Here is a 14,439-nt window from a genome sequence, read left to right as displayed (position 1 = left end):
ACGGAGACGGCGTGAGCGCGGCGGGCGGCACGGTGCCAGGCTGGGCACATGGCGTTGTCGAAGCTACCGGCCGCGGCGATGGAGCAGACGATGCGGCTGCTGGGCACCGGCCCGGCGGCCGGCATGGCGATCCGGCAGGCCGCCTGGGTCGCCCGCTGCGTTGGACGCGGCGAGGCGGCGCCGCTGGGTTCCGCCGACGTGGACGCGCTGGCCGCGTCTCTGCGTACCCGGACCTACCAGCGTGGCGCGGTGCTCTTTCGCGGCGGTGCCGCCGCGGAGGGCGTATGGATCGTGCGACGCGGCCGGGTCGAGTTGTCGGTGGGCGCCGGGCGGCGCCGCGCCGTGGTCTACGTGTTGCAGCCCGGTGACGTCGACGGCGACATTCAGCACCTGCTCGACATGCCGCTGGCCTACACCGCCCGCGCGCTGGACGAGGTGACCGCGCTGGCGTTGGACGCGGCCGCGTTCGAGAAGCTGCTGGCCGAGCACCCGCTGATCGCCCGCCGCTGGCTGTCCAGCGTCGCCCAGCGCCTGGCGACCAGCCAGAGCCGCATCATCGGGCTGCTCGGCCGGTCGCTGACCGCGCAGGCCGCCCGGCTGCTCGTCGACGAAGCGGTCGACGAAGACGTCCCGTTGCCGCAGCGCACGCTCGCCGCGATGCTCGGTGTGCAGCGCCCGTCCCTGAACAAGATCCTCAAGGAATTCGAGCGCCAGGGCCTGATCGAGGTGCGGTACGCCGCGATTCACCTTCGCGATCCGGCCAAGCTGCTCACCATCACCGGGCAGGAGGCGTGATGTGGGTTCGGGCGGCGGTGAACTGCGCAGTGCCGTTTATCGTCGCCGGCGTGGGCCGCCTCGCCGGACGCCGAACCTCGGCCGAGACCGCGCTGTGGCCTCGTTACCTGGCCCGCTATCACGACGATCGGCCGGGTATTACCGAACTCCTCCTGGACCCGGCGACTGATCGGCGGGGTAACCGGCCGTACTCGTGGCTGGTGGCACCGCTGCGCGGGAAGGCGAAGACGATTCTCGACCTCGCGTGCGGCTCGGCGCCCACCCGTGACGTGCTGCGGGACGAGCGGTGGCTCGGCGTCGACCTGTCCGCCGGGGAACTGGCCCTTGCCGCGGCCGCCGGCCGCGGGCCGGTGGTCTGCGGCCGCGCCGATCAGCTGCCGATCGGCGACAACACGGTCGACGCGGTGTGCGCGGCCATGCGCTTCCCGGTGCTGACACCGCTCGATGCGGTGCTGGCCGAGGTGACACGGGTGTTGCGGCCAGGAGGGAAGCTGGTCGCTTTGGTCCCGTCCCGGATGCGGTTAGGTCGAGGGCTGCGGGGGTGGTGGCGGGTGATGCGGGCCTTGCGCATCCGGTCGCAGCCCTGGCCCAACCCCGACGCCCGCGACGGGCTGCCGAAGATCCTTCGCGCGCACGGGTTCGTCGTCGAGGCCAGCGAGCGCCGCGTGTTCCGGCGCGAGATCGCCGATCCGCGTGCGGCAGCCCTGCTCGTCGACGGGCTCTACCTGCCCGGCATCGCACCCGAGAACGTCGAGGCGGCGCGTCTCGCGTTGGCGACCTGGGCGCGGCCAGGACGTCGGCTGCCGTTTCCGCTGTGTCGCGTCGTTGCCCGTCTTCCGGTCGCGGGGTAAGAGGAGAACCGCATGTCGTACCTGCCGTCGCTGCCATCCGACGCAACCTGATCGACGTGTTCCGGGCCTATCCGGGCACCGCCGGGCCATCGCTCGACTACCGCGAAGTGCTCCCGCGGGGGCCGTCCCCGCTGACGGTGGCCGAACGCGAACTCATCGCCGCCTGCGTGTCCAGGGTGAACTCATGCGGGTATTGCCACGGGGTGCACACGGCCACCGCGTTCGCGTTCGGCATGGCCGAGGACACTCTGCCGGCCCTGCTCGCAGATTCCGGCACGGCGCTCGTCGAGGAGCGGCTCAAGCCGCTGCTGGCCTACGTCGGGAAACTCACCCGCACGCCGGGCCGGATGACAGCGGACTGCTTCACCGTCTCGGCGCAACGACTGGCCGAGGGCGGCGACGCCAGGCTCAAGAAACTCTTCGGCGAAGCCCCGTGACGGCCGGCCATGACAGCCGAGCGGCAACGAACGCGCTCCTGGACGGGCTACGGCAGGGGCGATGGCGGCCCATGGCCTGGGCCCGCTTCGTCACGCAAGCCACGCGGCGCTCGATCAGGCAAGCCCAGCGCAGACCACGTGCCCTGGGGGAAATCACCGCGCTGCATCTCGTCTTCGCTGTCGTCAGCCACCGAAAGTGTCCTTTGTGGACTATCACGAGCTGGGCGCTGGCCGCGGCTCATCTGGGCATGCTCGAACATCGACGGTCGATCGGCATCGCCGACGCCATCACCCTGACCCGCGCCAACCTGCCCGCGCTCACCACCGGATGGGCCACCCCCGTCGCCGCGCTCGCCAGCGATCTCGCCGACGGACGCATCGCCCGCCGGCTCGGCACCCAGACCCTATTCGGCGCAGCCGCGGACTCACTCGCCGACGCGGCCTTCTGGGCCTGGTTCGCACTCCGGCACGAACCCAGTCGCGCCATGCGCGCCGCCGCGCTGGCGGCCTGGATGGCTCCGGTCATCACTGTCACCGCGATCAGCGTCCGCCGCGGCCGGATGATCGACGCACCCCGTCCGGTCGTCGCCCGGCCCGCGGCGACGATGCAAGCGGTGCTCACCGTCCGCGCAGTCCTGCGCAGCCGTGCCGGCTACCGCGCCAGCAGGTAAACCCCGGCGGCGACCACCGCGGAAATCACCGGGGTCACGGTCCAGGCGACAGCGAAATCACGCAAGGTCCGGGGGTTGCGCCGGCTCAGCTGAGCGCCCAACGTGCCGGCGATCGCGCCGCCGGACACGTGCGTGGTTGACATCGGCAGTCCCGCGGAGCCGCCGAGCGCGACCAATACGGCCGTGGTGACATTCGCGCGAAGCCCCTCGCCATGGCGCAACGTGACGACGCCTTCGCCGAGGCGTCGTGCCACGGGGATCCCGACCACCAGCGCACCGAGGCACATAGCGGCGGTCGCGAGGACAGTGACACCCACGAGGGTCATACCCGCCGGGACGAGCGCGAACGCGCCGATCGCGACCAGCTTCGGGGTGTCGTTGAGGCCACGAGCCGCACCGACCGCACCGGCGGGGAGCCAGTGCGCCGCCGTCAGGACCGGTCGGGGCGTCCGGACCGGTGCGACAAGCGGGACGCTCGCGCAGAGGCGATCCGCGGCCACGGCCGGACCGGATGGACGGGCCGCCGCGACACGGGCCGCTACCGTCAGTCCCGCGGAGATCGCGAACGCCACGACCGCACTGGCCAGCAGCGGGATCGCCACCTTGGTCAGCAGTGCGGACCACCGCACGTCGTTCGGATCCAGCAGCAGCCCGGCACCGATCAGCGCGCCGACGATCGCGTGCGTCGTGGACACCGGCAGCCGCAGCAGCGTCGCCGTGACCATCCAAGGCATCCACACCGGACAGCACGGCCACGGCGAAGGCGGGAGTGAAAGTGGCACCGACAATGCCGGAGGAGAACAGCTTGAGCATGCCGGCGGCGATCCACACCGTGCCCAGCGCGCCCGCGAGCGTGGTGACCGCACCCCAGGCCACAGCCGTCCGGTAGCGCGTGACACCGGACCCGGCCAGCGTGGCAATCCCCTTCGACACGTCGTTGGCGCCATTGGCACCGGTCAGCAGCAGCACTCCTATCAAGATCAGTGCGGTCACTGGCTCTCCTCGCCTCCGCGACCGGGTTCCGGGCATTGCAGCGGAAACCCCGCGATCTGGGAAGGAACTCTGTAACGGCGCTGACACTCCTCCGGGCACAACCACCGGAAACCTCGCTGCCGCCGGATTGCCGACGGATCATCCCAAGTCAGCCTCTTCCGCGCCCACCGCAAGCCCGCCCGCGTGTCCGCCCGCCGAGATCAGCGCCAATGCCAGGAACTTAAGCCGCGTGACCTCGGCCCGCTGACCATCCACAAAGGACATCAACAGCGCCGGAATGCCCGCTTTATCGCCATGTGACCGGGTCCATAACCCGGCTTCCGTTCCCGGGTCCGGGGCCCACAGCGACCTGCGCTCAACCGGCCCGAGACAGCCGAGCTGGGAAACACACCGGAAGCGCGTCCACATCACAGCCTTAAGTTCCTGGCATTGGAGATCAGCGCGGACAGGCCGGCCGCGGAATCGGGTGGCATGGCCGAGACAACGGATCCCGAGTCCTGCTTAGGTATCGACGGCGCCGCCGGTCAGCCCCGCCACGGTCCACACCGAGTTGGCCAGCACCAGCCGGCCACCGGTCACGACATGCGGCAGGGCCGCCAGCGCGGCCCGCGCTGTGCAACCGGCTGAGATTCACCGCCGCCAAGGCAGCGAAGCAGAACACCGGCCCGTCACGAACAACGCGATCGCCGCAGTCACCACGATCACAGTGCGGGCACGGTTGCCGAGTACGAGCACGCGGGTGCGTCGGCAGCGGTCGAGCAGCGGCCCGGCGAACGGGCCGATCACGCCGCAGGGCAGCAGCGTCGCGAAGCCCGCCGCGGCCCGCCCGGCGGTGGTGGCGCGCTCGGGGCTGAAGAAGATCGAGCCGGCCGGTCTGGAACAGCCCGTCTGCGGCCAAGGCAACCACCCGCGCGCCCAGCGCCGGCCGAACTCCGGCGTTCGCAACGGGTTCCACAAATCGCGGTTCCCGGCGCGCCCCGCGTCACCGGGCCCGGCGCAGACGCAGCAGGGCACCGGTGAGGCGGCGCATGGCCGGTGCATGCAGCGCCTCGCGCGACTCGGCCACGGCCGCGTTCCAGACACCATCAGACCAGGCCGGATAGGGGTGGACTACCGGCGCGAGATCCCGCAACCGTCCACGGCGGGCGACCAGGCCGGCGAGTTCGGCGATCATCTCTCCGGCACGCGGCGCCACGATCGTCGCGCCGAGCACGCGGCCTTTGGCGTCGAGCACGACGTGGGTGAAGCCGTCAGTGTCGTCCTCGACGATCGCGCGGTCGACGTGCTCGTGCCGCAGCAGCCGGACCCGAACCGCGCCACCGTGGCGGTGGCGGGCCTGGGCTTCGGTGAGACCGACGTGGGCGATCTCCGGGTCGGTGAACGTCACCCGCGGGATCCGGTCGTGGTCGATCCGGCGCGTAGGCACGAGCAGTGCGTTGGTGGCGGCGATGCTGCCGTGCATGCCCGCGACGTGGGTGAACGCCGGCGCGCCGGTGACATCGCCGGCCGCGTAGATGCGGCGGTTGCTCGTGCGCAGCTTGGCGTCCACCGCCACGTGGCCACGCTCGTCCAGCCGCACCCCAGTCCGCTCCAACCCGAGGCCGGCGGTACGGGGACGGCGACCGGTGGACACGAGCACCCGGTCCGCATCGAGAACGTCCAAGTCGCGGCCGCTGAGCTCCAGCCGTATCCCGTCGGCATGTCTGACGACCTTGGTCACGGTGGTCGAGGTCAGCACACGGATCCCGTCCGCGGACAGCGTCGCCGACAGCGCGATCGCGGCCTGGGGTTCGTCACGGGGCACGAGGCGGTCGACGGCCTCGATGACGGTCACCTCGGCGCCGAGCCGGGCGAATGCCTGCCCGAGCTCGCACCCGATCGGGCCGCCGCCCAGCACGACCAGCCGCGCCGGCAGTTCGGCCAGGTCCCAGACGGTGTCGCTGGTCAGCGGCTTGACCTCGGCCAGGCCGGGCACCGGCGGGAGCGCCGGGGCGGAGCCGGTGGCGATCAGCGCGTGCCGGAACCGCAGTGACCGGCCGTCGACGCGGAGCTCCTCCGGTCCGGAGAACTCCGCGGTGCCGGCGATGACCTCGGCACCGGCCTCGGCCAGCGCCCCGGGTGAGTCGACCGGCTCGATCCGCTCGATCGCCCGGCGGACATGAGCCATGACGGCGGCGAAGTCGACCCGCGGCTCAACCGGCGTGATACCGAACCGGCCCGCCGCGCGCATGGCCTGCGCGGCGCGGGCGGCGGCGATCAAAGACTTGCTCGGCACGCACCCGGTCCACAGGCAGTCACCGCCGGTGCGGTCACGCTCCACCAGGACGACCCGCGCGCCGAGCCCGCCTGCGGTCTTGGCGGCGATGATGCCGGCGGTTCCGCCGCCGACAATGGCAAGGTCATAGCCTCGCGTCACGCTGGTCCTCCCGCTTCGTGCTACGCACTCATCGTCCCGCACACCAAAACGACTGGCAGGGTGAGCGGGATGTGTCAGCGACCCGACGCTCTCGTCCGCATCACCGGCACCTCGGCAATAACTTGCAAAACACGGTTCACGGTGGAGGTGCGCGGTGCCCGACGTCAAGCATTTCGATCCCTCGGCGGTCACCGGCACCGTGACCCGGCTGTTGTCGCAGCGCGGCTGGGCCGGCACCGGTATCGCCGACGTCGTGGACCACCGATATCAGCCGGTTCAGCCTGTATGCCACGTTCGGCCAGCTTGTCAGGACCTGTGCCTGGCCGCGCGGCGCCGCTGCCTGGCCGAGCATTCGGTACCCCGACTCGCGGCGCTGGAGACCGGCGGGCGCGGAGCCGCGGGTGCTCCGGGCGGTGCAGCTGGGGTCTGAGCTTCGCACGCGGGCCGCGGCGCGCAGCACTGCACCGAGCAGCCCAAGCCGTCCTTGCGCCGGCACCTCCGTGTGTCTTGCCGGGCGATGATCAGGCGAAGGCGCCCAGCCAGGTGGTCACTGCGTACAACGCGGCATAGACGCCCACCGCGATCCCGAGAACGGCGAGCAGGCGCCAGCGCCAGCGCCGTAATCCGGCGACACTGCACTGGTTGCGGCGCCGCAGGGATCGCCAGATCAGTCCGGTGAGGACGAGCAGCCCGCCGAGCCGGAACCACCACGCGTAGCCGCCGTAGAGGTTCGTCGCCCACGCGAACGCGGTTCCGGCGCCAACGACGCCGAGCAGCGCCAGCACGGTCGGGCCGACGCAGCAGAGGATGCCCACCAGCCCGCCGGCCAGGCCGATCCGCCACACCGGCAACCGGTCGGTCCTGGCTTTGCCGGTCGGCTCCCGGTTGGACGTGCTCACGGCACCATCTCAGTCCACCGTTCCACGGTCGGCCACGGAAACGTCAGCGAGCAGACACACGCCGACGGCGACCGGGCGTCGACGACGACCAGCTTCGCGGACAGAATCGCACCCGGCATCAACACTCCGCCGGTCAACGATGCCATCGGTGGGTAAAGGGGGGCAAGGTCCTCCGGCAACGCAAGGATCATCAGCTGACGGCCGGTTCGGCGGTGCGAGGTGACGGGAGCTCATCGCGGCGCACCGGCCGTTCGGGCAGCGGGCACTGCCGCGCACCGGCGACGAAGAGTCCCGCGAGGGCGCACGCCGACCTGACCTCTGGGTCGGCGGTCACGACACAGATCCGGCACCGGTATCGGCGGGCGTGAAACGCGGCGCCATCGACGGTCGCGACCACCGTGCCGTCGTCGATATCGCATCGGGTGAGGTCGAGCATGACCACGCCGGAGCACAGCTCGCACGCCTCGCTCAGCTCGGCCGGCGGCGCCTCTGGCACGGTCGTGCTCGCCGATCCGGAGACGATCACGGCAATCGCGCCGTCGGCCACCGATGTGCCCATCCTCAGCCTCGGTTCGCCCAAGGCGGGCGTCCTTCGGTGTGCGGTCGTCATGGGCCGCCCCTCTGCTCGTGTCTACGACTGTTGGGCGTACGTGTACCCCTGTATGGCGTGGCCTGCACCATTTGTCCGGTCGCCGAATACGAGAAGGTCATGGCGAGGGAACGACGACGGATTGTCGGCTGAGACCTTCGGGCTTCCCTTCGTCGCCGTCTGTCCGTGGTGGAGTTTCGGCGGCGGGAAGGGCTGCTTGGCCCGGATGGCTGCCGGCGCGGAACACCGAAGCGCGGCCGTGCGGGATCCGGCGGAGAACACGCACCCGTGTCGATGCCGGGCGAGCCGGAGGCCGGACACCGCGATGGCGTAGTCGCGACCCCTCGGTCCGCAATCGGCTGACGTCATGGGGCCGCCCTCGCCAGGTTTGCCGTCTTTGCTCTCGTCGTGCTGGTTTAGCACGCCCGATTGCGGGTATGAGCTACGCCGTTCGGGCGTCGGACCAAGCCGTTGTGGTCTCAGGCTCGAATTTGCACTTCCACGAAGGTCGCGCCTGCCGCCCGCAGGTCACCGCGGGGCGGTCGGGATACGCCCGACGTCGCGCAATGCCGCTCGCGGGCAGGATGGGAGATTCGTTCCGTGTTCGGTAAACGCTATGCCGCAGCAATGATCAATCGCAGCGCCGAGAACGACCAGGACCGCCGACGATTCCTCAAGGCCGCAGGCATGACCGGCCTCGGCGTCGTCGGTGCCGGCGCCCTCGGCGGTCTCGCGACCGGGACCGCGTCCGCGGCCACCGCCGCGGCCGCGTCCGGCGGCGTCAGCGACGGGGCGGTCCTCAACTTCGCGCTCAACCTCGAATACCTGGAAGCCGAGTTCTATCTGAACGCTGTCACCGGCAAGGGCCTCGCCGACTCGATGACCACCGGAACCGGCACCCGCGGCGGCGTCACCGGCGGCCGCGCCGTCCGCTTCGAATCCCGTGCCGTGCGCCAGTACGCCCAAGAGATCGCCGCCGACGAGAAGGACCACGTCCAGTTCCTGCGCTCCGCGCTCGGCTCGGCGGCGGTCAGCCGTCCGGCGATCGACCTGCAGTCCAGCTTCACCGCTGCCGCCCAGGCCGCCCGCCTGGTCAAACCGGGCCTCAGCTTCGACGCCTTCGCGTGCGAGGAGAACTTCCTGCTCGCCGCGTTTCTCTTCGAAGACGTCGGCGTCACCGCCTACAAGGGCGCCGCACCCTTGATCAGCAACAAGACGGACCTGGAGGCCGCCGCCGGTATCCTCGCCGTCGAGGCCTACCACGCCGGCAACATCCGCAGCGCCCTCTACGAGCGCGGCGACGGGAAGGCCACGGTCAAGCTGTCCGACGCTCGCGACAGCCTCGACGGCCCGACCGACGACGAGGGCGTGATCGACAGCCGCGGCCGCGCCAACATCGTCCCGGCCGACAACAACGGCATCGCCTTCTCCCGCAGCCCCGGCCAGGTCCTCAACATCGTCTACCTGACCCCGAAGGCCGCGACCTCCGGCGGCTTCTTCCCCAAGGGCGTCAACGGCGAAGTCAACACCAGCGCCGGCCACTGACTCCTGCCACCGGCAGCGGGGCCGGACTCCAACGGACGACGTCCTGCCCGCTGCGTTCTCGGGTTCGGCTCGGCACGACCGGCGTCGGCCGCGGCCCGCGCGCAGTCCTCCGTCAGTTTTCCCAGAATCGAAATTTGCGACGAATACCCAGCATGATGACTTTTAAGCGCAATCTAGCTGGTGGTTTCCGTGCGCGGATGTTGGTAATCGTCGGCATCCGCAGCAATACCTGAAGCAGTGGTCCTGAATACCTGGTGTGCGCCATCCGATCGATGTGATCTTGCCGTGCCTGAACGAAGCGGACGCACTGCCGGAGAGTTGCCGGGCGCTGGTCGTGGACAACGAGCACCCGACGACACAACCGCGAGCTGCGGCGTCGGGACCCACCGGCCCGGCGCGCGACGCGGCAGGTCAGGAGCAGCAGTCTCTCCGGCGGAGAGGCGACGTGGTCCGCGACCCGCTGCGCACCTCCGGCACAGTCGCCGTCCTCGGTCGCGACGTCACGGCGGCGACTTCGCGACCAGCGGTTCCGGCCCCCGGTTGGCTCTTCGCCCTGGCTATGTTCACGGGTTCCTCCCGGACGGCTCGTCGGCGCACGCTGGCTCAGCGATTACCCCTGCGCGGCGGTTTCGCACTCGTGCAGGTGTCCTGCCAGGCACAGCGACAACGCACTCTCGAACGGTCGTGCAGGTCAAGGCCGGTGCTGACGACGGAGACACGAGAGCCGAGGGCCGTCGCCGGACTCCCGGCGCGGGGATTGTCCTCCGTTGGGGGCCGTTCGCGCCGCGGCTGGGTTGAACCTCGCGCGCAGGTCGCGTGATGCGGGCGAGCGGGTCGGGCCGAAGTAGCCGCGGCGAGGCGTCCATTCTGGTCACTCGTGTGATAAACCCGGACACTCTTCTCCGTATTGTCGCCGGCGAGGCGCGCATGATACCCGCTACTCAGCGGTAGAAAACTCGTTCGAGGAAAAGAAAAAACTTCGATCTGCCCCCAATCCAGTGATGATGCTGCCTCGAATATCGACTGACGGTGAAGTCCAGACTCGAAGGGGGGTGAGATGGATGGATACTTCCCTGACGGATGACACGTCGGTGCGGCACCCGCTGGTGCTTCGGGTGCTCGTGGTGGCCGGCGCGTTGTTCGGATTCACTCTGCTGGCCTTGGCCGTGTCGGAGGCCGCGAACGCTTCCGAGGGTTCGCCTCCGCCGGCCCGGCCTGGCGTGCTCGACCAGGTCGGCGACACCGCGCACGACATGCTCAAGCCGGTCGGTCCGGTGCTCAAGCCGGTCACGGCCACGGTTCACGCGGTGACGTCGCGGGTGGCTCCGGCGGTGAAGCCGGCGACGTACGGGCTCGAGCCCGTGGTCGCCCCGCTGACCCGGCCGTTGCTGCACGCGGCGGAGCCGGCGCTGTCGGCCTTGCGGCCGGTCGCCGCGCCCGTTCTGCACGCGGTGTCCCCGGCGACCTCGCCGGTCCTGCGCGCCACGGCGCCGTTGACCGCGCCGGTGGTGCGGGCGGTCGGGGCTGAGCACGTGGTCCCGGCGGTGACCGGGCATCCGGAGGCCGTTCGGCCGGCGAAACCCGCGCCGCGCGGAGACCTCGGTTCTGCGCCGGTCGCCGCGCCTGCCGGACCCGGCGGTCCGGTCGTGGTCAAGCAGACCGGCTCGCATCGTCGTCCTGACGTACGGGCCGTGGCCGGGTCGGTTGCCCTACATTCCGGTTCGGCGCAGATCGGCGTCGCCGGTCCGCTGTCGGGATCCGGTGGCGGCGGGCTGCTCACGGACGTCGCGGGCGTGAGCGGCGCGCTGTCCGCCGGTTCCGGTTCTCAGTACGGCGGCGAGTTCGCCGTGACCGATGCCGGAAGCCGTATGCCCGGCACGGATCGCACGTGGCGGGCGCCGCCCGCCGGCGCGTGGTCGTTGCACTGGCTGGAGTCCTACGGCAACGATCATCCGAGCTGACGTTCCCTTTCCACCTTCAAAATCCACAATGGACAGAGAGCACGGAAAGGGAAGTCATGCACAAGTACGTACGACGCGGCCTGACCGCCGCGTTCGTCTCCGGCGGGTTCCTCCTGCTGGGCAATGCGGTGGCCAATGCGGACACCGGGAACTCCGGCCCGCTGGGCGGGCTCGGCGACACGCTGCACTCCGTCGTCTCCGGCACCGCCTCCGGCGGCAACGGCGGCGACTCCGGTTCCGGCGGGAACGCGAGCAGCGGCAACAACGCTGTCAGCGGGAACTCCGGGAACTCGGGCAACTCCGGGTCCACCGGGCACAACAGCGCCTATGGCGTCTGCGTCCTGGCCAAGTGCAGCACCTCGGTGTCCTCGGGCAACTCCGGGAACACCGGCTCGACCGGCTCGACCGGGAACGCCTCGAACACCAGCACCACCACCGGCGGCAACTCCGGGAACGCCGGCAACGGCGGCTCCGGGACCACGGCCGCGTCCGGCAAGAACACGGCCGGTTCGCACAACGGTCGCCACTCGTCGCGAAGCGGAATTTCGGGCTCCGTGAGCGGCACGGCCAAGGGCGGCAACGGTGGCAACTCCGGCGACGCCGGCAACGCCACCAGCACCAACAAGGCCGTCAGCGGGAGCTCCGGGAACTCGGGCAACTCCGGGTCCACCGGCGGCAACAGCGCCTACGGCCTGTGCGTGCTGGCCCGCTGCGACACCACGGTGACCTCGGGTGACTCCGGGAACACCGGTGCCACCGGCCCGACCGGTGACGCGACCAACACCAGCAGCACCACCGGCGGCAACTCCGGCGACGCGGGCCACGGCGGCGACGCCACCACGACCGCGTCCGGCGAGAACTCCGCCACGAACGACGGTGGTCACAGCTGGGGCTGGAACCGCCACAATCAGGGCAGCGGCACCACGGGCGTCCGGGGTTCGGTCACCGGCACCGCCACCGGCGGCAACGGAGGCAACTCCGGCGACGCCGGCAACGCGAACAGCACCAACAGCGCGCTGACCGGGAACTCCGGCAGCTCGGGCGACTCGGGCTCCACCGGCGGCAACTCCGCCATCGTGTGGACCCTGGGCGGCCAGGACAACCGCTGGAACCACAGCGGCGGCTGGAACAATGGTGGCTGGAAGCACGAGAACGGCACGACCTCGCACACCGCTGTGACGTCGGGCAACTCGGGTGACACCGGTGCCACCGGGTCGACCGGTGCCGCTGGCAACCGGAGCGCCACCACCGGCGGGAACTCCGGCGGGGCGGGCAACGGCGGCGACGCCACCGTGGTCAGCACCGGCCAGAACTCCGCCACGAACACCGGTGGGCACAGCTGGAAGCGTCACGAGCAGGGCGGCCGCACCGGAGTCCTGGGTGTCGTGACCGGCACCGCCAAGGGTGGCAACGGTGGCAACTCCGGCGACGCCGGGAGCGCCACCAGCCACAACAACGCCGTGACCGGCACGTCCGGCAACTCGGGCGACTCGGGCTCGACCGGCGGCAACACCGCCGTCACCTCGACCCGCGGGCACGAGCAGCAGGACCGCCGCCACGGCCGTTGCGACCACGGTGGCTGGAACCACGGTTCCTGGAACACGAGTGACACGACGTCGCACACCACGGTGACTTCGGGCAACTCGGGTGACACGGGCGCCACCGGTTCGACCGGCGACGCCTGGAACGACAGCAGCACCACCGGCGGGAACTCCGGCCGGGGCGGCAACGGCGGCAACGCCGATGTCCACGCCTCGGACTGGAACACCGCCGCGCACGCCCCGCACACCGTCTGACGGTTCGCGGGCCGCACAAAAGCGGGGCACCGGAGGAATCCGGTGCCCCGCTCCTTTGCACACCGGAACGTCAGCCGCCGAGCACCAGGCCGTCGCCGAGGAGACCGCCGTCGCAGTCGTCGCCGTCGTGCCAGCCGCCGTGGCCGCTGATCTGCAGGCCCAGCACAAGGCTGAGATTCAGGTCCAAGCCGTAGCGATGGTGGTGTCCGTGGCCGTCGTCGGAGGACTGTGCGACCGCAGGGGCGGGTGTGGTGGAGGCGGACGCCGCGCCGGGGGCGGCGAGCAGGAAGCCGAGTGCCGCGGCGGGCAGCGCGGCGGTCACGAGCAGGCGACGGCGGAATGTGCTCACGGTGTTCCCGGCGGACATCGACCGGATCGGGATCACCACCGAGCCGGTCACCGGCTCGCCCCAGCCGACCACCCCGGGCGTCATCCGCATCGACCTGGGCTGACCCCTGCGGTCGCGCCCGCGGTCGCGCCGGGTCTAGCATCGAGCCGCCAGCGCATCCACCCCAGGCCAGAATGCTGCTGACGGGGAAAGGCAGTGATGACCGCAGTCCAGCACATCGCCCTGCCACCGGAGGCCCCGTTGCTCCGCGAATGGGCTGCGGCCGCGTTCGGCAGAACTGCTGACACTGGCCTCGTTGTCGCCGCCGGGGAACTGATCCAACGTCGGTTCGCCGGACGATTCCGGGGTGTGCTCCGATGACGGCCGGGACCCGCGATGCGTGCCCGGGTTCGGTGCCGTCCTGGCTGGATGGGGTGCCCTCGGTCGACGAGCGGATGCTGGCGCTGGCTTATCGGGTCGCGCACCAGGCCGTGGGACAGTCGCGCCGTGCGCGTGCCCGGGCCCGGGGCAGTGTGGTGCTCGCATTGGCCAGCGTGGACACGTCCCGTCCCGCGAAAGACCCCGCCCGGCGGGGTACCCGCGCCCAGGTACTGGCGGTCCTGCAGGCCGAGCTCGCGTCGCAGGTGGATCCGGCCCGGCTGGCCTCAGCGATACGGGACGCGGTCCTGCTCGACGAGCTGGCGTTGCTGCCGCCCCGGCAGCGCTACGCACTCTGGGCGACTGCGCTGGCACATCGCAGCGTCGCTGAGGTCACCGACGCGACCGGCTGGACGTCGAGCCAGGTCGCCCGGCTGGTGCGCGCCGCGCTGCGGACCGTCGCTACGCAGGCGCGTTCCTGACACCCGCAGGCAGGTCGCCGGTCCAGGCCTGCACTGCCCGCGTCGCCCAGCTCGACCGTGCCGGATTCCCGGGTGGGTGCCTGCACCGGTGCCATGCTGACCGGCACAGGCACCCACAAGGGGTACCCGAATTCAACCGTTGGCGGCGCTGCTGTTCACCGGGCCGTTGACTCCCTTGGGGAAGAAACCGCCTGAGGTCGCGGCCTTGGGGGTCAGGTACACGATGTTCAGTACCTGCCCGGGGCTGCGGCTGTAGGCGATGCCGTTCGCGTCGGCCGGCACGATGTTCGCGGTGCCG

The 14,439-nt window shown here is 70.9% G+C and carries 16 protein-coding genes; 9 read left to right on the top strand and 7 right to left on the bottom strand.

Annotated elements, in window-relative coordinates; all coding sequences use genetic code 11:
* Positions 1 to 48: 48 nt before the first annotated feature.
* The 4 genes from OO71_RS03010 (at position 49) to OO71_RS02995 (ending at position 2,754) form a co-directional block, all read left to right on the top strand.
* Positions 49 to 795, top strand: a complete 747-nt coding sequence (locus OO71_RS03010) for a Crp/Fnr family transcriptional regulator (RefSeq protein ID WP_033288076.1) — start codon at positions 49 to 51, stop codon at positions 793 to 795.
* The gene (locus tag OO71_RS03005) at positions 795 to 1,646 is read left to right on the top strand and encodes a class I SAM-dependent methyltransferase (RefSeq protein ID WP_084144667.1); all 852 of its coding nucleotides are present in this window, start codon (positions 795 to 797) and stop codon (positions 1,644 to 1,646) included. Before OO71_RS03010 ends, OO71_RS03005 begins: the two co-directional genes overlap by 1 nt.
* A 56-nt stretch (positions 1,647 to 1,702) precedes the next feature.
* Positions 1,703 to 2,083 (top strand): carboxymuconolactone decarboxylase family protein, encoded by a 381-nt coding sequence (locus OO71_RS46110; protein ID WP_051790954.1) that lies wholly within the window; start codon positions 1,703 to 1,705, stop codon positions 2,081 to 2,083.
* 71 nt (positions 2,084 to 2,154) lie between these two features.
* A complete protein-coding gene (locus OO71_RS02995; protein ID WP_084144666.1) occupies positions 2,155 to 2,754 on the top strand; it encodes a CDP-alcohol phosphatidyltransferase family protein in 600 nt (199 codons plus the stop codon).
* On the opposite strand, the gene OO71_RS02990 is transcribed toward OO71_RS02995, so the two are convergent.
* From OO71_RS02990 to OO71_RS02975, 3 genes are all read right to left on the bottom strand, one after another.
* Positions 2,736 to 3,479 (bottom strand): inorganic phosphate transporter, encoded by a 744-nt coding sequence (locus OO71_RS02990; RefSeq protein ID WP_033288074.1) that lies wholly within the window; start codon positions 3,477 to 3,479, stop codon positions 2,736 to 2,738. The genes OO71_RS02995 and OO71_RS02990 overlap by 19 nt on opposite strands.
* An 898-nt stretch (positions 3,480 to 4,377) precedes the next feature.
* A complete protein-coding gene (locus OO71_RS02980; RefSeq protein WP_156096135.1) occupies positions 4,378 to 4,692 on the bottom strand; it encodes a hypothetical protein in 315 nt (104 codons plus the stop codon).
* Between the two features lie 37 nt (positions 4,693 to 4,729).
* A complete protein-coding gene (locus tag OO71_RS02975; protein ID WP_033288071.1) occupies positions 4,730 to 6,163 on the bottom strand; it encodes a dihydrolipoyl dehydrogenase family protein in 1,434 nt (477 codons plus the stop codon).
* A 154-nt stretch (positions 6,164 to 6,317) separates the two neighbouring features.
* On the opposite strand from OO71_RS02975, the gene OO71_RS50810 reads away from it, so the two are divergent.
* A complete protein-coding gene (locus OO71_RS50810) occupies positions 6,318 to 6,593 on the top strand; it encodes a hypothetical protein (RefSeq protein ID WP_051790953.1) in 276 nt (91 codons plus the stop codon).
* A gap of 91 nt (positions 6,594 to 6,684) precedes the next feature.
* On the opposite strand, the gene OO71_RS02965 is transcribed toward OO71_RS50810, so the two are convergent.
* From OO71_RS02965 to OO71_RS02960, 3 genes are all read right to left on the bottom strand, one after another.
* Positions 6,685 to 7,062, bottom strand: a complete 378-nt coding sequence (locus tag OO71_RS02965; RefSeq protein ID WP_033288070.1) for a membrane protein — start codon at positions 7,060 to 7,062, stop codon at positions 6,685 to 6,687.
* Complete coding sequence (locus tag OO71_RS52850; protein WP_281178387.1) at positions 7,059 to 7,181, bottom strand: hypothetical protein; 123 nt, start codon at positions 7,179 to 7,181, stop codon at positions 7,059 to 7,061. Before OO71_RS52850 ends, OO71_RS02965 begins: the two co-directional genes overlap by 4 nt.
* Positions 7,182 to 7,252: 71 nt before the next feature.
* Positions 7,253 to 7,621 (bottom strand): hypothetical protein, encoded by a 369-nt coding sequence (locus OO71_RS02960; protein WP_033288069.1) that lies wholly within the window; start codon positions 7,619 to 7,621, stop codon positions 7,253 to 7,255.
* A gap of 630 nt (positions 7,622 to 8,251) precedes the next feature.
* On the opposite strand from OO71_RS02960, the gene OO71_RS02955 reads away from it, so the two are divergent.
* The 3 genes from OO71_RS02955 to OO71_RS02945 all read left to right on the top strand — a co-directional run bounded on the left by OO71_RS02955 (position 8,252) and on the right by OO71_RS02945 (position 12,953).
* Complete coding sequence (locus OO71_RS02955) at positions 8,252 to 9,196, top strand: ferritin-like domain-containing protein (protein WP_033288068.1); 945 nt, start codon at positions 8,252 to 8,254, stop codon at positions 9,194 to 9,196.
* Between the two features lie 1,061 nt (positions 9,197 to 10,257).
* Positions 10,258 to 11,157 carry a hypothetical protein gene (locus OO71_RS02950; protein ID WP_033288067.1) on the top strand — a complete coding sequence of 300 codons (900 nt, stop codon included), beginning with the start codon at positions 10,258 to 10,260 and terminating at the stop codon, positions 11,155 to 11,157.
* 56 nt (positions 11,158 to 11,213) lie between these two features.
* Positions 11,214 to 12,953: a beta strand repeat-containing protein gene (locus tag OO71_RS02945; protein ID WP_033288066.1), complete on the top strand. Its 1,740-nt coding sequence runs from the start codon at positions 11,214 to 11,216 to the stop codon at positions 12,951 to 12,953.
* Positions 12,954 to 13,023: 70 nt separating this feature from the next.
* Here OO71_RS02945 and OO71_RS51475 read toward each other — a convergent pair whose 3' ends face one another.
* Complete coding sequence (locus OO71_RS51475) at positions 13,024 to 13,386, bottom strand: hypothetical protein (protein ID WP_211260429.1); 363 nt, start codon at positions 13,384 to 13,386, stop codon at positions 13,024 to 13,026.
* 272 nt (positions 13,387 to 13,658) lie between these two features.
* On the opposite strand from OO71_RS51475, the gene OO71_RS02935 reads away from it, so the two are divergent.
* Positions 13,659 to 14,141, top strand: a complete 483-nt coding sequence (locus OO71_RS02935) for an RNA polymerase sigma factor (RefSeq protein WP_033288065.1) — start codon at positions 13,659 to 13,661, stop codon at positions 14,139 to 14,141.
* The last annotated feature ends 298 nt before the right edge of the window (positions 14,142 to 14,439 follow it).

This window comes from Amycolatopsis jejuensis (assembly GCF_000717335.1).
In the GTDB taxonomy this organism is placed as follows: Bacteria; Actinomycetota; Actinomycetes; order Mycobacteriales; family Pseudonocardiaceae; genus Amycolatopsis; species Amycolatopsis jejuensis.
This window is presented reverse-complemented; position numbering and strand designations above follow the sequence as displayed.